The organism is Proteiniclasticum aestuarii, from assembly GCF_017368455.1.
In the GTDB taxonomy this organism is placed as follows: domain Bacteria; phylum Bacillota; class Clostridia; order Clostridiales; family Clostridiaceae; genus Proteiniclasticum; species Proteiniclasticum aestuarii.
This window is the reverse complement of sequence record NZ_JAFNJU010000013.1, coordinates 17,154-34,399: the sequence shown is the minus strand read 5'-3', so window position 1 is coordinate 34,399 and position 17,246 is coordinate 17,154. Positions and strand designations below refer to the sequence as shown.

The following is a 17,246-nucleotide window of genomic DNA, read 5'->3' as shown; positions in this document are numbered from 1 at the left end:
ATACAAGTTATTATCGAAATCTCAGGATAAGTTAACACTTTTTCTGTATACTGATGGTAGAAGTAAATCAAACAGGTTTCATATTGAAGTGAATCTGACAGGGAGGTAAGTATGTTAATAGAAAAGATCATGGAAATTCTGTCCGCACACAGCTATAAGCCGATGAATACGGATGAGCTGGCTAATGTGCTGGGACTGGAAAAAAATGAGAAGAAAGAACTGAGAAAAGTCATCGATGGCCTGATGAAAGACGGCCTGGTGATCAAAATCAAGAAAGAGAAGATCGTCCTTCCTGAAGAATACGGAGTATACACAGGAAGAATTGATGTGAATAAGAGAGGATTCGGTTTTGTGGCAAGAGGAGAAGGCAAGGAGGATATCTTTGTTCCTGAGAATGCCATGAAGACCGCCATGCATGGTGATAAGGTTCAGGTGAAGGTGATGAGAGAAAATGCCGGATCCAGAAGAGCCGAAGGAGAAGTCCTTCAGATCATCGAAAGAAAGAACAATAAGATCATTGGAGTCTATGAGGAGTCCAAAGCCTTCGGCTTCGTGGTTCCTGAAGATACCAAGATGCATCATGATGTGTTCATCAACAAGAAGAACAGAAACTACGCGGAAAACGGGGACGTGGTCGTGGTGGAAATCACAAAATGGCCGGAGAAAGGAAGAAATCCGGAAGGGCTTATTACAGAAATCCTTGGCAAGAAAGGGGATAAGGGTGTAGACATTCTAACGGTGGTCAAGAAGTACAATCTGCCTGAAGAATTCTCCCCTGAGGTCATCGGATACACGGATCGGATTCCGGAAGAAGTGCCAGAGAAGGAGATCGAAAGACGAAGAGACCTGAGGCAGGAGATGATCATGACCATCGACGGAGCCGATGCCAAGGATCTGGATGATGCGGTCTCCGTATTCAGACTGGAGAATGGCAACTATAAGCTGAGCGTCCACATCGCTGATGTGACGCATTTCGTGAAGGAAGGCAGTCCCATCGACAAGGAAGCGTTTAAAAGAGCCACATCGGTATATCTTCTGGATCTGGTCATTCCCATGCTGCCCAAGAAGCTGTCCAACAATCTGTGTTCTCTGAATCCCTATGAGTCGAAGCTTACACTGAGCTGCGATATGATCATCGACCCGCAGGGGAAAGTGGTGGAGCATGACATCTATGAATCCATCATCGAGTCCAAACTGAGAGCAACCTATGCGGATGTGACCAGAGTGCTGAACGGCGAAATGGATGAGAGCCTTGAAAAATACAAAGCGTTTATACCCATGATCAGAGACATGGAAGAGCTTCAGCATATTCTGGAGAAGAAGAGAGAAAGAAGAGGAGCCATCGAGTTTGATTTCCCGGAGAGCAAGATCACGCTGGATAAACTCGGGAAGCCTGTGGATGTTTCTCTGTATCCAAGAGAGATCTCCAACAAGATGATTGAAGAGTTCATGCTGGCCTGCAATGAGACCGTGGCGGAGCATATGTTCTGGGCTCATGTTCCCTTCATCTACAGAATCCACGAAGAGCCGGATGAGGAAAAGCTGAAGGCATTCACGGAGTTCTCCTTTAATCTGGGGTATCCTGTGAAGCTTTACGCAGGTGTTCAGCCCAAAATGCTTCAGGAGATTCTGGAGAAGGTGAAAGGGGAACCTGCAGAACCAGTCCTGTCGAAACTTCTTTTAAGAAGTATGATGCAGGCCAGATATGCACCTGAAAACATCGGGCATTTCGGCCTTGCCGCCACCTATTATTCTCACTTCACATCACCCATCAGAAGATATCCCGATCTTCAGATCCATCGTATCATCAAGGAGTTCCTGAATGGGGAGCTGGATGAGAAGAGAGCGAAGAAGCTGATTCCCATCGTAGCAGAAGCTTCGAAACAGGCATCTGAAATGGAGAGAGTGGCTGTGGAGGCGGAAAGAGAACTGGATGCGCTGAAGAAGGCGGAGTTCATGAAGAACCACGTGGGAGAGACTTTCGAAGGAATCATTTCCTCCGTGACCAACTTCGGTCTATTCGTGGAACTGCCCAATACCATAGAAGGTCTGATCCACATCACATCCCTCTATGATGATTATTATGTCTATGATGATCGTTACATGACGCTCATCGGAGAACGTTCTGGAAAGAAGTTCAGTCTAGGCGAGAAAATCGAAGTCCTTGTATCCAACGTCAATCTGGATTCCAGAGAAATTTTCTTTGAAGTCAGTGATGGAGAGGATTCGGAGAAGAAGAGTTCATAGTTTAGAATGATGAAACAGAAAAAGTCCTTTCCGATCTTGCCTGATTGGAGAGGACTTTTCGAATAAAAAAGAAAATGGCGAGTTCTCGCCATTTTTCATTCTTCATCATATGGTGTCATAATTGATGATGTAGTCTGTGGGGTTTTTGTGCACAAGGATGTAGTTGTACTTATACAGGAATTTGTCCGTCATCTTTCTGTGCGCGAATTCGGTCAGATGGATGCCGTCGATATAGTATTTTTCGGGGTTCTCCTCCATGTCTGAACCTATGAATGCACGATTGAAGTCTATGGTGTCAATATGTTCGTCTATGCAGTAGTCTTCAATGAGCCTTCTGAATCGTTTCAGTGTGTTGGCTGAGGATTCGAAAGTCTCCTTCAGGGAAGGATCGTTCTTTATCGCCGTCTCCACATTCAGAAAGGGCGGAAGCAGTACGATGGGCGTAATGCCATTGTTGATGCATTGCCTGATCATTTCCTGCACATTGTTGTAGATGTAGTTTGCTGTTCTTCCAGCCAACGCATCATTGGTGCCCGCCAGAATAAACACGGTCTTTGGTGAATGCATGATGACATCCTCATGAAATCTGTTGAGGATATCTGCGGTCGTGTCACCGTTGACGCCTTTGTTTATAATATATTCACTGGATTCTTCACTTACAAGGTCCAGCCAGCTTTTTCCATCTGGAAGACCATATCCTGTTACCAGACTATCCCCGATGATTAAGAGTTTCATTTTATCACCACCTGTTTAGGGTTTTTACTACTATAATTCTACACCATTTCTTCTAAAAGTTAAATATTTATTAACAGTTTATTTCCGATTAAATGAGTAAATTTTTAGAAAATAAGACTTTTTCGATTCTGTATGGTGTTTTTTATTGATTTTTAAGAATTAGTGCGTATAATAAGGATTGTACAATACATGGGGATGTATTGGCTTCGACGGGGGTATGGAAGATCTGATAAGCGAGTAGAAGGATGCTATTGACCTGCTTTAAAAAACTATAGCAAAACATAAACGCAGAAGATAATTTTGCACTAGCAGCGTAAGCTGCTACGTTCTACCCGGGATGTCCGCTGCCTGGGATCAGAGCGCCGATTAGCGGAAAAACGAGTCTGAGTAAGCTTTGCCTCAGAAACGGAATAAATGAAGCTACCAATGGCCAAGTCTGCTTGTAAACTAAGCCAAAGGGAATGTTAATTACAAAGCTACACTCGTAGAAAGTCTTATTTTTCGACTTTCGGACAGGGGTTCGACACCCCTCATCTCCACCAGTTAAACTGACCGCTTTATGCGGTCTTTTTTCATTTTAAGACCCATTTGCGGGTAACTGACGTCCTGCTGTCGTAGACATTACAGGTCATTTCATCTATACTATGTTCAAATTACATGAAAACGAGGATGAGTGAAGTTATGAAAACTAATTCGAATAAGATTAAAGCCTTAAGGCTAGATAAGAGCTGGTCACAAGAGCAATTGAGCGAAAGAAGTGGATTAAGTCTTCGTACAATACAACGAATTGAAAATGGAAGTAATATATCAGCTGAGTCGCTTAGACTGATTGCAGAAGCTTTGAGTGCTGATCCAAGTGAACTGATCTTGCAGAAGAAGCAGAAACCACAAACACCGGTTGAGTCCATCAAAAAGAGCTTTATGGAGTATGCCAACTTTTCCGGTAAAGCAACTCGCTATGAATATTGGTGGTTTCTTCTATTTATGGTTCTTGTATTGGCTATAGCAACCATTATTCATGAACAGCTCAATCAAATAGTTGCAATCATATTCCTGGTGCCATTTCTTGCTGTAGGGTCCCGGAGATTGAATGATATCGGTCGCAGTGTCTGGTGGCAGTTATTTTTATTGGTACCATTTGGGCAGATCGTCGTATTATTTATGATGGCCGAAAAGAGTGAAATAACCAGCGTGGCACTAGAAGAATGAATCTGCTGACTTTGATATCAATATAATGCACAAAGCTTATTATAAGGAATCTATTAAGCCATATGTTTTCGATGGAACATATGGCTTAATAGATTTTTTTCTCTTTGCCTAATTGTAACTGAATGGTTGCTGCATAAGAAGCGCAATATTGACATCACAAATATACTAAGTTACTATGAAAACGTAATCATTACTTTGAAATAACAGATATACGGAGAGATGAAACTGTAAGGGTAAATAAGTGTAGAAAAAGAAAAGAGGTGAAACGTATGAATAATCGGATCAAGGGTGAAATCAGAGAACTGTTGGATTATTTTCAGGAAGGATACATACAGAGGGACATCAGTAAGGCAGATTCCTTCATGCAAAAATTATTTGATCAGAATGAAAACATCGTACTGATCGGAACAAGCAGCGGTGAATGGTGTATGGGCTATGATGAGGTGAAAGAATTATTCATCAGTGACTGGAAGTATTGGGGTGACTTGAGGATGAATACCGATGAAGCAGAGATGATTATATTTGGAGAGACTGCCATCGTCTACACAACCGGTTCTGTGAAGTATTCCTTTTCCAGTGACAAGGATGCCTATTCGGGATACCTGGGTTATATCAGAGAATGCTTTGACGGAGTATCTCTGGATAGTAAAAGGCCGGATTGGATGAAGGTTACAGACATCAACTGGGCATTGGCGCATATATTGAGCCAATGGGAGGGCAAGGTGCGAGACTATTTATGGGATCTGCGGATCTCTTTCATCTTGACACAGAATAAGGGTGTCTGGAAAATCAGGCAGCTGCAGTTTTCACTACCGGTAGTCGGTCATCTTCCTGATGTACGGCTTGATGAATACGGGTATGATCAGAAGATTTTTGATCAGGAAACGAGGAAACTGGAGAAATATGCTGAGCATAATGCATCGATGGATGAAAAGGACATACAACCCGTCATTCATGATTTCGGAGAAGATTATCTGGATAAAGAAATGGATCCAAGTTCCATAAGAGAGAAGTATTTCAGTTCAGAGGATCTGCTCGCGATTGATACAGATCAGTCTCAGTATATGGATCCAGAAGGAATAGACTCTATGATCAGAAAACATAGAAGCTGCTTTGAGGGATTTGAACTCGATCATGACAACTGTTTGGTCAATTCTTCCCATGATGCTATCTGGATTGCCACCCATGGTGTTTTCAGAAAAGTGATCACTGAAAGCGAAGCACTGGAACATCTGGTAGCGTTCATCAAAAAAACCGAAAGTTCTCAGATGGACGATAAGGATAAGCTGTTTCGCATCCGGCGGAGTATAGCAGAGATGCTCAAAGAGAACGCCAGAGGGGAAGAGTATAAATGGCCATTCAGATTTGAAGCCGTACTTGTGAAAGAGAACGGAAAATGGCTTTTCAGATATTTGCAGTTTTCACTCCCGTTCAATTATATTCTGGAAGGGAAGACAGAGGCAGTTCAGTGATGAAGAGAAAGCAATAGGAAAGAACCGGAAACTGCAGTAGAAATTCCTTGCAGCTTCCGGTTCTTTCGTCGCTTTCAATTATCTTGTACATGTATTGATGGTTAGAGCATGTCCAGAAAGACCTTTCTGGTCGGAGCAGGAAAGCTGGAATCCAGAATTCTCATTTCCTCTTCACCTAATTCTATCTGCAGTGTATCCGCATTTTCTCTGACATGCTGCGGGGAGGAAGCCTTTGGTATGGCGCAGACATTCTCCTGTGCCAGCAGAAAGGAGAGCATCAGTTGTTCTGGCGTGATGTCCAGTCTTTCAGAGAGACTCCTGATTTCAGGTTCATTTGTGATTGTTCTTCTGGTTCTGTCATCATGGGCCAAGGGGCAATAGGCCATGAGGGCAATGCCCTTGGATCTCATATAGGGAAGCAGATCATATTCCACGCCTCGTGAGCCTAGATTGTACAGCACCTGATTCACTCTGCACTGATCTCCATGGGGAAGGGAGAGGAGCTCCTTCATATCCGCTGTATCAAAATTCGAGACACCCCAGTTTTTTATGAGTCCACACGCTTTCAGCTCTTCCATGCAGTCGACGGTTTCCGACAGGGGTACGCCTCCCCGCCAATGCAGGAGGTAAAGATCCAGATATGGCGTATCGAGTCTTTCCAGACTCTTTTTCAGGGAGTGAAAGATGTTCTTTCGTCCTGCATTGTGCGGATAGACTTTGGATACGAGAAAGAGATCTTCTCGTCTGAATTCTTTGATGGCTTCTCCGACAAGAACCTCTGACAGTCCGTCTCCATACATTTCTGCCGTGTCAATAAGGGTCATGCCGCTTTGGACGCCTAGACGCAGTGCATCGATTTCTTCCTGGTGACGACTGGTGTTCTCGCCCATGTACCAGGCGCCTTGGCCCAGTTTGGGCATATCTGTACCATCATTCAGTTTCAGTTTCTTTTCCATTTTCAACCTCCATAGTAAGCGATGTATTTCTATATGTAGTATATCATATACACGGATTCAGATAGGTGCGTCTGCTTATGGAATTGAGCATAGCTCTTGTATCCAGGTCATGGAAGAATAGGCGGGAGGGATGTCAGGACTAAGGCTGGCGTGCAGCCTTAGTGAGGAGTAGTTGGAGCTGAAAGCTTTCTTTACGGAATATGATAAAAAGCTCTGGATGGGGATTCCTGTGTTTGGGATCCTGGACATGGGTCGGGATGTTTCCATGACCACTGTGCAGCAGATCATTGGAGAGCAGATAGATAGAAATGCGATTCAGACAGCCAGCACCTGGATGTACCTGGTCGATGGATCCATTCCACTGGTGGTGTTTCCAATGGAGATGCTAATCAAGAAGCTGCATATATCAAAGCTCATGGGACTGGTTTTGTTTCTTGTCCTCTTCTATACAGCTAAGTACAGGTGGGGAGCGTTTTTTCATTCCTTGGATATTCATCCATGGAACTACAACTGGTTTACACCAGAACAATACAACTCAACCACTGGTTATTTATTCTTTCACCCGGACATCCTTCATTCATGGGTCCTGGTCATTGTAATTGGAAGGGCTTTGGACAGAATGCTTCGACTGAAATTCTGAAAAGGCTTTTTCCAATCATTTGCACTACGCTGCGATTGAATCAGCAGTCCCAGCGGCACAGTGCAAGGTCCACATGAGCATCATCCTTCATGGGCACCTCCTCTTCTTCCAGAAGATACTTTTGCTCAGCCCAACCTGGCGCCAGTCTTCCATTATGGCTGACCACTCTGTGGCAGGGGTAGCTGCCGTAGAATTCCGACATGCTCAACACTTTTCCTACAAGTCTAGCGTTTTTCTCTCTGCCGATTAATCTGGCAATCTGGCCGTAGGTAGCGACTTTTCCTTCAGGAATCTCTTCAACCACAGACAGTATTTCATAAATAAGTGCCTCATCCAAAATACGCTTCATTTCTATTACCTCCAATACAGTAATCATCATTCTTTTATTATACAATACAATGATTATGACGTTACTTCAGGCATGGTTCACCGTATCCATTCTATCAATGTAATTTTTCAAAAACGAATGATTATATTAATAACATATATATTAAGAGATTATGATTATTATATTTTATATTTTGTAACATCTGATTGATTTCATAATATCTGATTGTTATAATATATATAAATAATTTCAGGAGACATAAAAATGCTAAAAACTGTAGGTATTCTTTTGGTCCATTCTTCTCAATATCATCGGGTTGCTGTAGAAGAAAGACAAAGGGGATATGGTGCACTTCGGACAGAATAACATCAAGCCTTTTTCGACAAAAGAGATGAATCTATTGAAAGATAAAATCGGCTAACTTATTAGAACTATGCTTTAGTCGAAAATGACACAATAGAGTATAACCTGAACGCTTGCCATGGAAGGTCACGACACGAGCAAAGAAAATAATCGAATAAAGGAAGTTCTGGAGGTGGTGAGACTCGACGTATATGAAAAGAAGAAGGTATATGATGATGCAGCTTTTTAAAATTATTAGACTTTATTATTTTCTAATTAAAGAAAGGGTGGTAATGATGACCAAAAATATAAAATTAGTAATCATCATAATAATGTTATGTATATCATTGTTTGCAACACAATATCTAATGAACCCCCAAAAAGAATCGCCAATTCAATACGTAAGTGGCATGAATGTTATAGATATAGAAAACCCTAGGGAAGTAGTGGGGTATGGTGATTACGTATTTGTTGCACGCGTTGATGAGGAAATCAAAAACGTGCATAGCAGTGCTGAAGACCTTGACCCTGGAATCCCAATGTCTACATATTCTATTACAGTTATTGATAATTTGAAAGGGAAAATAAAGATAAATACACCTGTAGAACTTAGTAAGATTGGTGGAATATCATCCTCAAGTAATATGGTTACCCTGCTCGAAGGTGATACAATGCTTGAAGAAGATAAATATTACATCCTAGTTGCTGCAGGAAATGATGATGGCTCAATAGTACAGGCGGCTGCAACAGGAGCGGTCAAGTTAGATGTTACAAGTGAAGAAGAAATAGTGTCATCACAAGTATACAAAGATTATGAAAAATACATTGAAGAAGAAGTAGAATATCAAAGACCTAGATATAAATCAATGTACGAAGAATAACTTGTTTCCCTATGATATATACCGTTTTGCCTATTTATGTGACTTGAAGTCCCGGTAGTTGTACCTATAAAGCCTGAAATCCATTGCGAACACTGGATTTCAGGTTTTATTTCTCTTTGTAATTACTTCTAAATAGTATGTGGTCAATAAAAGTACGGATTTAAACTCTATAGCTACTGTGAGATACTCTTCAGAAAAAATAGTCTTAGCGAAAACATGAAAATATAGAGCTCAAGTTATTGACTTTAGAGGTTAAAGTAAAAGAAGCACAATCTAAGAGGGAGTTGTGGTCAGAGTTTTCTCTATCTAAACTGTAAGTATGCCGATAGTAACGGTAAGTGACTCTCTACCATACCTATCGGCAAAATTTACGCCGTTATTTGTGGTACGGTTCGCCGTGACATATCCATCGGCGTAAACATTGCACTTTGTAATAATTCAGTTTGTACTTATGATACAATATAACTGATATAGAACATAAAATATGATTGGAAGTTATTGAAAATATACTTCGCATTGTATGAAAGAATCGCTGATGGAGGATGGTCTATTTGAAAGTTAAAGAGATTGAAATTCGTTCTGGTATGGATCGTTCTAATATCCGTTTTTATGAAAGAGAAGGGTTTATCAACCCCGAACGGTTAGAGAATGGATATCGTGAATATACCGAAGATGATTTAAATAAATTAGTATGGATCAAGCTTCTTAGAAGCCTGCAGATTTCACTAGATGAGGTAAAAAGTCTGTTTTCAGATGAAAAGTCACTGCTAGAAGTGCTTAAGAGACAGGTTTCGGATCTGGAGGAAGCAAAAGGTGATATTCTCTATGCTCAGCAGATCTGTGAGAAAATCAGACAAAGCGGAAGTCATATCAGTGAGCTGAACCCTTATGAGTATCTGGAACTTTTGGAGAAGAAAGAAGTAGTCTCTAAGCATGATTATTTTACGGTGAAGAAGGACCGGTTACCCCAAGTGTTTCTTCCATGGACTCGTTTTTTTGCAAGAAGCTTAGATCTTGCCCTGTATATTCTTTTATGGATGAGCATACAGGTATTTTATCTGCATGTTCCACTGGTGAATAAGAGTATGCGGGGTGTATTTCTAGACGTTATGATGATCGTTTTTTTTATGATGATCTTTGAACCGATCTTGATTTCGATAACTGGAAGCACCATTGGGAAGTCAGTGTTTGGATTAAATATTAAGACCTTTGAGATGACGAAACTATCTTATGGGGAAGCTTTGAGAAGAACGTATCTTGTTCTAGTGGACGGCATGGGTTTCTTGATACCCATCTATTCGATGATCAGACTCTTCAAATGCTATAAGTTATGTATCGACGAAGAGGTCCTTAATTGGGATGAAGGTCTTGCCTATGATCTTAAAGACAAAAGCAGACTTCGTTCCATTGCTGCAGGAGGAGTATCAATACTTGTACTAATACTGTTTATTCTGACTTTCAAAGCACAGGTATTTCCACCTCATAGAGGGGATTTGACGCTGAAAGAATACACTGAGAATTTCCAGTATTATCAGAAGCTGCTTGGTATTGATTTTTCCGGATATTCTTTGAGTGATACAGGACAATGGACAGAACCATCAGATAAAGAGTCTAATCTTTTTATTGGATATATGGAAAGCCCAATGATGCTGTATTCATTTGATGATGGTAAAGTAGATGCTATTTCTTTCAATATAAACATTCAGAACAAAAGGCAGACACTATATACATATAATAACCATATGCTGGTTAGCTATCTTTCGATGGCAGGTGCCCAAGAGACTATCGGGCTGTTTTCTAATAAGATGGAAGAGGTTATGACTGTAGTTTCCAAAGGCGCATCTGAAGGATTCTCCCATATCATAAATAATGTCAGTGTGTCTGCGGAAGTCGAACTGGTCGGATATCAAAATACCTCACCACAGTTTGTTGTACCTCTTGATGATGCAAAAGAATATATCTATAAAGTCAATTTTTCTGTTAAGAAGAATGATTAAGTTTGGATTTTTCCCTACAGTGTTTTATCTGTAGGGATTTTTTTATTTTCCAATGAGGAAGTATTGGGATACAAAAGCAATTTTCCTTTTTCTTTGTAGAGTCATGAATTTAAGTCTTATTTAGGCTAATTTCACATAACACATGATAAAACACAAAGAATCTGTTGACTGTGAACCGAGTGCATGGTTTATAGTTGGCCCAAAGCAGAGAAATAGAAGATCAACAAAAATGATATTTAAATGTTCTCGACAATCTAGATTGGAGGTGATCATATCGATAATAATGAATTATTGGTGCTGCACACTATTACAGGGAGGTTTGAAATGAAAAAGTATGAAAAAATGATATTCACAATGATGCTACTACTGTTCTCACAAACTGTAGCGTATGGTTACAATTATATAGGACACGGTATTACTAATACACAATATGGATTTGTAAATGCTTACGACACAAGCAGCAGGATATACACATCTTATACTTTAGAAAATATGAATGCAGCAGGTGTTGCTGCCGTAAGAAATGAAGTGGATACATTTTGGGTTGTGAAGAATGTATATGGCTCTCTTAATCCTTCAGATGATCCTAAAGTGGTTATAGCCGATCGTTCTAAGAATGGGAATCATTACCATGCTTTCAGGGAGCAAATAATAGCAAAGTAGTTTGAATTTCAATAGGAATGAAACCTTTATCATAAATGAAAGCTTTTCTTTCCTAGTGAAATATCTTTACTATCACAACGGAGGGAATGAACATGAAGCGCTTTACTTATATCTTCATCCTCTTATATACGTTTATTTTGACGCTAGGGGTTGTAAATTCATTCAACGAAAGTTACTTCAACCGTCTTCAGTTTTTGCCAGTTGAGTTTAAGTACCAAACTGAAAAAGATTCTCTAGTACTAAATCTATATCTGAAGGAGAATGATCTGACTGAGAACGATGCCATGAAAAGACTTCTTCATCTTGCTAAAGAGAATAACCTGGAAGTGATGGTCACGCTTGAACATAAAGATATCTTAGGAAGAAGCGTGAAGAGTACATACATATACTCAGATAAATTCAAACTAAATAACATTGCATACCTTGAAAAGGAGATCGATATCAATTTTTCAGATGAAAAAGAAAAGAGGTACATCAGTTCTGACCCACTGGATGAAAAGAAAATTGGAGGGATTCGTTTTCTGTCATCGAAATATACCAGAGGTAAAGAGTATCCGGTTTTGAGATTTCTTCCGATGCATAGTTTTGAAGAGAACAACGATGCATCTGTAAACTTCTTTGCACCCACCATTGTATACGACAAAGAGGAAGTAACGAAAAATGATCTGATTGAGAAAATTCAAGAAGAGTATCCATTTTTAAATCCAATGGAAATATATGAATCAGAACAATTTTCAGAGGATATGGAGGTGGAAACAGCTTCCTTAACAGATTATCTTCCTTCTATTATGCTGCTCATCATTCTATTGACAGCGACGAGTCATGTGAATGGCAGTATAAAAGAAATCAGTATTCGAAAACTTCAAGGCAATTCGTCAAAAAATATATTCATGAGAATTATGAAGTCCTATATTCTCTTTATCGTCCTTTATTACATCATCGGGACAGTATTTTCTTATTTTATTCTTGGAGGAGAATTCAGCAGTATTTCATTGAATATTATCCGACCTGTGATTGGAAACATGGGAAACTTTATTTTGATTCTGATCATTTTTATGATGCTGACCTATGGATACATCTATTACATCGGAAATTTTGTATCATTGAAAAGAAGCAAATCTCAAATGACCACAGTGTATATGAATCTACTTCTTAAAATGATACTGATCATCCTCATTCTGGCACCACTGGCACAAGAAATGCAAAGCGGAGCGGATGCTCTTTTAAGAGTTTATCACTATACAAAAGCATCAGAAGATTACGAAGGGAAGTATATGGTAAATTTAGTCACTTCCTTGGACTTCTATGTGGATCCGGAGGATGACAGGCAGAGTGACTTCCAAAAGTTATTATTTAATGAGTTTGTTTTAAATAGTGAAGGGTTCTATGCAGATTTCTCGTCTGCCTACTGGCCTCCTCAAGCGGTGGAGGGATTTCTTGCAGGTGGTTTAGAGGCTCCATATCCAAGTGTTTCTGCAGATTACAATTATTTGAGGAAGTACAAGATTAGGGATGAAGAAGGGAAGGAAATAGATCTTTCTAGAATCAAAGAAAATACTGTTTTCATTCCGATGAATCTTAAAGATTTGAAGCATCAGACCTACAATCAGATCACACATAGTGTTCCTAATGTGATGTATGTTTCTTTTGACAAGCCATTTCTGAATCCTGATGTGGGAAGCAGCAGCCTATTCATAGAAGACCCGGTGGTGAATTACATGGTGGAATACGTAAAAGGGGTTCATGTAACGTACACCAATGCTTTATATTCCTCTCAGACGAAACTTCAGAATATTTTGGATCAAAGTGCGTTTAAAGATTTCTACCAGACTGAAGCCTATGAGCCTATTTATGCGTTTTATTTAAATGGTTATTGGGAAACCTTTATGGAGTCGACATTTTCTCTGCTGATATTCTCCTTGATTCCCTTGATTTTCCTTTATCAGAGTCTGTCATTTCATTTGAGCGAAACAAAGAAAGAAATCGCTCTAAAGTACAGTATGGGATCTTCCTTCATAAAGAGATACAGAGAAATCATACTTCTTCATCTATTGCCCTACGGAGTATTGATTTTTGCCGTGGTCACTTCTCTTAAAATGCCCAAAGCCATAGGTGTACAAATGATACTTTACTATATAGTTCTTGATTTGATGTTCATGATGATAATTCTTAGAAAGTTTGAACGAAAATCGGTGGCGGAAATTCTAAAAGGAGAATAAGTATGGAGAATATTATTGAAATCAGAAACCTGAAAAAAGGATTCAATGATCTTGTCATCTTTGATGAGTATAATCTGGACATCAGAAGAAACAGCTTTACAGTCATCAGTGGTGCATCGGGTTCGGGTAAATCCACACTGCTGAACATGATAGGGCTCCTGGACCGTGAAGATGGGGGAACCATTGTGAGATTTGGCAAGAAAGGGGTAAAGCCTTTTACAAAAGCATCCGAAATTCTTCTGAGAGAAAAAATCGGGTATCTCTTTCAGAACTTTGCCCTCATTGATCACAAGTCTGTTCGGTATAATCTGGAGATTGCTCTTGAAAATGTCAAATCGGATCAGAAGGGAGAGCTCATCTCGAAAGCTTTGAAAGAAGTAGGTCTGGAAGGGTTTGAAGAGAAGATGATCTACAAATGTTCGGGCGGAGAGCAACAGAGAATCGCTTTGGCGCGGCTGATGCTGAAGCCCTGCGAGCTGATTCTTGCAGATGAGCCTACGGGAAGCCTTGATCATGGCAATAAGATGATCATCCTGGAAGTGCTTAAGAGGCTGCATGGTGAAGGGAAGACCATTCTCATTGTTACCCATGATGAGGAGCTTATGAAAATGGGAAATCCTCATGTAAGACTGGAGAATCTTCATGAAGGCACTGCGATGAGGAGGGGAAATTAGTTGGAAAATTTAAAGAAACTCAAGGAGTTGGTATTGGTTTTCCCGGATATTTTTTGAGTGATAAAGGACGATGGACAGAACCATTCGTCAATAATATAAAAAAACATTTGACTGTATACTGAGTGCAAAGTCTAAGGTAGTTTTTAAGAAGGATTCAAATCATGTTTGTGTATTTCCACAAGGTGCAGACATCAAGAAGAGGTGTCAACAGAGTCTGCAGGTTTTTTTCAATCTAATCCTTCACAAAGTATCGGAGGTGATAATTAATGAGATAAATAAACTGATAAAAAACTCATCGAATGAATTAATAATTATATGGAGGTTTGAAATGAAAAAAATCGCAGTTTTATTCCTGACCTTACTCGTAACAGCTCAAGTGACCGCATATGGATACACGATAGTAATGCATGGTATAACGGAAACGGAGTTTGGATACGTGAACGTTTATGACACTTCCGATCGTGCATATACGATGTTTGTCTTAGAAAATATGAATGCTGGCGGAGTTGCGGCAGTTAGGAGCAATAGTAGCACCAGTTGGGTTACAAAAAGCGTTACAGGATCACTTAATCCTGGTGATTATCCTAAAACGGCCTCAATATCCATCTCTAAGACCGTTGGACATCAGCATGCGTACATCGAGACATTTATAGCAAGATAAATATGGACTGAGCACTGAACGCTGACATTAGACAAAACATGCAGTGTTTTGGTGCCAAGTTAAACATTTCAGCTAAAATTATTGTCGAGGAGGGTCGTATGAAAAAATTTGCCTATGTATTTATCATTATTTATGGATTTATTGTAACCTTTGGCATATTCAATGAGTTTAATGAAAGGTACTTTAATAGTTTGGACAATACAATCTTAGAATATCATGACTGGACGGATAAAAATGGTGTAATTATTAATCTATATTTAAAAGAACAAGGCGTGTCCGTAACCGAAGTAATGGATAAACTACTAGAAATGGGACAAAACGGCTCTCTTGAGATCATGATGAGTCTTAGCAATGATGACATTTATCAAAGAAAAGTTCAAAGTCTATATATTTATTCAAATGAATTTATTTTTGAAGACTTTTTCTATCTGGAGAAAGGAACTCATGTGGATTTTGGAGGCCTTGCAAACGATCAGTATATAAGTTCCGATTCTATAAATGATGAAAAAACTGACAGCATCAAATTTCTGTCTGACAAGTACATTATGGGAAACACCTATCCTGTACTTAATTTTATGCCGCTTCATACGGCTGGGAAATACTATGAGGGAGAAGCGAATTTTGTTGGAATCTCTTTCTTCTTTGATAACTCAATGAGTATGGCAGAGATTAAGGCGATGATTCTTGATGCTTTTCCATTCATGTACGAGGAAGATATCTATGATTTAAACAGTCCTATAGAAGAAGAGGTGGACGATCAGCCGGTAAAACTTACGGAATTCATGGCTCCCATCCTCTTACTTGTTATTTTGCTTAGTGCCACCAGCTATATTAATTCAAATTTGAAGGAAGTAAGCGTACGAAAGATGAACGGGAATCAAAGCACCCTGATTTTCACAAGACTTATGAGAAGTTTTATTCTGTTTTCCATCCTCGCCTATACCGTAAGCATTTTTTTCTCCTATTTCATTTTAGGGGGAGATTTTACACCCATTTCGTTAAATGTCATAAAGCCCATGTTGATGAATCTTCTGATGTTTGCAGGAGTCATTCTGATTTTTACAATCCTTAGTTATCTCTATGTGAGATATGTTGCTTCTTATGTTGCACTAAAGAGAAGTATTGTGAATATGAAAATGGTGTATGGAAACATAATTATAAAAACAGTACTTCTTCTTATTGTACTGACGCCGCTGGTTCATGAGATTTCTACAGGTGTTGAAGCGTTTCGCAAAATATACCATTATGGTTCCCGCACAGAAGAACATTACAATTATAACCTGTTTACAAACCAGTCTATGATGACTTCTCTGCCAGGAGAGATTGGAGAGAATCTAAACATGAATCAGATCCTGTTTGAGGAGATGATTCTAAGGGGAAAAGGCATGTATGCGGACTTTTCACATGCTCACCTGGATCAGCAGATGATTGAATTTTATGAAACCATAGGTATGGAGATTCCTTATCCAAGCATCATCGTAGATTATCAGTATCTGAAAGAATATTCCATCAGAAATGAAGATGGCGAAGTTCTCGATTTATCTCAAATCACCGAGAACACTGTATTCGTGCCTCTTCATCTCAAAGAAGAGAAGTTCCAAACCTATACTGGGCTAGATCAGAACGGAAAGAATACGTACTTTGTCACTTATGATAGTGCCTTTTTAGCCCCCGATATTTCAGACCCGAAAATGTTAATAGAAAATCCGGTAGTGTATTTTTTGACTGAGTATCGAAGCGAGATTCAACCAGTATATATGAGCGCATTTTACTCTTCATATGAGGACGTTTCTTTATTACTTTCAAAGTACCAGATGGAAGCCTATTTTAATATTGAAAATTATGTGATCAAGCATAACTATTATCTAGAGAGTTACATGAAAGAATTCATCACCGCCATGGGATATCTGATGCTTTTTACCATCATCCCCATGATTTTTCTTTATCAAGGATTGTCTTTTCACTTTAACGAAAGAAGAAAAGAAATTGCACTGAAATACAGCATGGGGAGCAGCTTCTTTAGTAGGTACAGAGAAATGATTCTGATGCACCTTTTGCCTTATTTCGTGATTCTGCTTACCGTCTGGACTACGCTGAATGTGAATGCAACAATTGCAACCAGTCTGGTTCTTTACTTTGTTGTCATAGACCTACTGTTTATGACCTGGATTATCAGAAGGTTTGAGAAAAAGTCTATTTCTTTGGTTTTGAAAGGAGAATAA

At 39.5% G+C, this 17,246-nt stretch carries 14 protein-coding genes and 1 other RNA gene; 12 read left to right on the top strand and 3 right to left on the bottom strand.

The features are described from left to right. The first annotated feature begins 111 nt into the window (after positions 1–111). Positions 112–2,247 (top strand): ribonuclease R, encoded by a 2,136-nt coding sequence (rnr, locus tag J3A84_RS14175; RefSeq protein WP_207600703.1) that lies wholly within the window; start codon positions 112–114, stop codon positions 2,245–2,247. Between the two features lie 105 nt (positions 2,248–2,352). On the opposite strand, the gene J3A84_RS14170 is transcribed toward rnr, so the two are convergent. Further along, complete coding sequence (locus tag J3A84_RS14170) at positions 2,353–2,982, bottom strand: GDSL-type esterase/lipase family protein (RefSeq protein WP_207600702.1); 630 nt, start codon at positions 2,980–2,982, stop codon at positions 2,353–2,355. Positions 2,983–3,173: 191 nt separating this feature from the next. Between J3A84_RS14170 and ssrA the strand changes: the two genes are divergently transcribed. The 3 genes from ssrA (at position 3,174) to J3A84_RS14155 (ending at position 5,663) form a co-directional block, all read left to right on the top strand. Further along, positions 3,174–3,524: a transfer-messenger RNA gene (gene ssrA, locus J3A84_RS14165) on the top strand. 139 nt (positions 3,525–3,663) lie between these two features. Continuing rightward, the gene (locus J3A84_RS14160) at positions 3,664–4,191 is read left to right on the top strand and encodes a DUF805 domain-containing protein (RefSeq protein ID WP_207600701.1); all 528 of its coding nucleotides are present in this window, start codon (positions 3,664–3,666) and stop codon (positions 4,189–4,191) included. Positions 4,192–4,460: 269 nt separating this feature from the next. Continuing rightward, positions 4,461–5,663 carry a Cif family virulence factor gene (locus J3A84_RS14155; protein ID WP_207600700.1) on the top strand — a complete coding sequence of 401 codons (1,203 nt, stop codon included), beginning with the start codon at positions 4,461–4,463 and terminating at the stop codon, positions 5,661–5,663. Positions 5,664–5,764: 101 nt separating this feature from the next. Here the strand turns inward: J3A84_RS14155 and J3A84_RS14150 are convergent, their stop codons facing one another. Then, positions 5,765–6,619, bottom strand: a complete 855-nt coding sequence (locus J3A84_RS14150; protein WP_207600699.1) for an aldo/keto reductase — start codon at positions 6,617–6,619, stop codon at positions 5,765–5,767. A gap of 172 nt (positions 6,620–6,791) precedes the next feature. Here J3A84_RS14150 and J3A84_RS14145 point away from each other — a divergent pair, with 172 nt between their 5' ends. Beyond that, a complete protein-coding gene (locus J3A84_RS14145; protein WP_207600698.1) occupies positions 6,792–7,259 on the top strand; it encodes a hypothetical protein in 468 nt (155 codons plus the stop codon). A gap of 40 nt (positions 7,260–7,299) precedes the next feature. Here J3A84_RS14145 and J3A84_RS14140 read toward each other — a convergent pair whose 3' ends face one another. Next, positions 7,300–7,608, bottom strand: a complete 309-nt coding sequence (locus tag J3A84_RS14140) for an MGMT family protein (protein WP_207600697.1) — start codon at positions 7,606–7,608, stop codon at positions 7,300–7,302. Between the two features lie 533 nt (positions 7,609–8,141). Between J3A84_RS14140 and J3A84_RS14135 the strand changes: the two genes are divergently transcribed. From J3A84_RS14135 to J3A84_RS14105, 7 genes are all read left to right on the top strand, one after another. Continuing rightward, positions 8,142–8,810: a hypothetical protein gene (locus J3A84_RS14135; RefSeq protein ID WP_207600696.1), complete on the top strand. Its 669-nt coding sequence runs from the start codon at positions 8,142–8,144 to the stop codon at positions 8,808–8,810. A gap of 551 nt (positions 8,811–9,361) precedes the next feature. Beyond that, positions 9,362–10,807, top strand: a complete 1,446-nt coding sequence (locus tag J3A84_RS14130) for a MerR family transcriptional regulator (RefSeq protein ID WP_207600695.1) — start codon at positions 9,362–9,364, stop codon at positions 10,805–10,807. Between the two features lie 324 nt (positions 10,808–11,131). Further along, a complete protein-coding gene (locus tag J3A84_RS14125) occupies positions 11,132–11,470 on the top strand; it encodes a hypothetical protein (protein ID WP_207600694.1) in 339 nt (112 codons plus the stop codon). Between the two features lie 92 nt (positions 11,471–11,562). Continuing rightward, positions 11,563–13,689: a hypothetical protein gene (locus J3A84_RS14120; RefSeq protein WP_207600693.1), complete on the top strand. Its 2,127-nt coding sequence runs from the start codon at positions 11,563–11,565 to the stop codon at positions 13,687–13,689. A 2-nt stretch (positions 13,690–13,691) separates the two neighbouring features. Beyond that, on the top strand, positions 13,692–14,363 hold the full coding sequence (locus J3A84_RS14115; RefSeq protein WP_207600692.1) for an ATP-binding cassette domain-containing protein: 672 nt from the start codon (positions 13,692–13,694) through the stop codon (positions 14,361–14,363). A 328-nt stretch (positions 14,364–14,691) separates the two neighbouring features. Further along, on the top strand, positions 14,692–15,024 hold the full coding sequence (locus tag J3A84_RS14110) for a hypothetical protein (protein ID WP_207600691.1): 333 nt from the start codon (positions 14,692–14,694) through the stop codon (positions 15,022–15,024). 98 nt (positions 15,025–15,122) lie between these two features. Further along, positions 15,123–17,246, top strand: coding sequence for a DUF1430 domain-containing protein (locus tag J3A84_RS14105; RefSeq protein WP_207600690.1), 2,124 nt, complete (start codon positions 15,123–15,125; stop codon positions 17,244–17,246).

Excerpts from the sequence above, each read along its gene's own strand:
- rnr (WP_207600703.1), top strand. The coding sequence starts at position 112 with ATGTTAATAGAAAAGATCATGGAAATTCTGTCCGCACACAGCTATAAG.
- J3A84_RS14170 (WP_207600702.1), bottom strand. The coding sequence starts at position 2,982 with ATGAAACTCTTAATCATCGGGGATAGTCTGGTAACAGGATATGGTCTT.
- J3A84_RS14160 (WP_207600701.1), top strand. The coding sequence starts at position 3,664 with ATGAAAACTAATTCGAATAAGATTAAAGCCTTAAGGCTAGATAAGAGC.
- J3A84_RS14155 (WP_207600700.1), top strand. The coding sequence starts at position 4,461 with ATGAATAATCGGATCAAGGGTGAAATCAGAGAACTGTTGGATTATTTT.
- J3A84_RS14150 (WP_207600699.1), bottom strand. The coding sequence starts at position 6,619 with ATGGAAAAGAAACTGAAACTGAATGATGGTACAGATATGCCCAAACTG.
- J3A84_RS14140 (WP_207600697.1), bottom strand. The coding sequence starts at position 7,608 with ATGAAGCGTATTTTGGATGAGGCACTTATTTATGAAATACTGTCTGTG.
- J3A84_RS14135 (WP_207600696.1), top strand. The coding sequence starts at position 8,142 with ATGAAAAGAAGAAGGTATATGATGATGCAGCTTTTTAAAATTATTAGA.
- J3A84_RS14125 (WP_207600694.1), top strand. The coding sequence starts at position 11,132 with ATGAAAAAGTATGAAAAAATGATATTCACAATGATGCTACTACTGTTC.
- J3A84_RS14120 (WP_207600693.1), top strand. The coding sequence starts at position 11,563 with ATGAAGCGCTTTACTTATATCTTCATCCTCTTATATACGTTTATTTTG.
- J3A84_RS14115 (WP_207600692.1), top strand. The coding sequence starts at position 13,692 with ATGGAGAATATTATTGAAATCAGAAACCTGAAAAAAGGATTCAATGAT.
- J3A84_RS14110 (WP_207600691.1), top strand. The coding sequence starts at position 14,692 with ATGAAAAAAATCGCAGTTTTATTCCTGACCTTACTCGTAACAGCTCAA.
- J3A84_RS14105 (WP_207600690.1), top strand. The coding sequence starts at position 15,123 with ATGAAAAAATTTGCCTATGTATTTATCATTATTTATGGATTTATTGTA.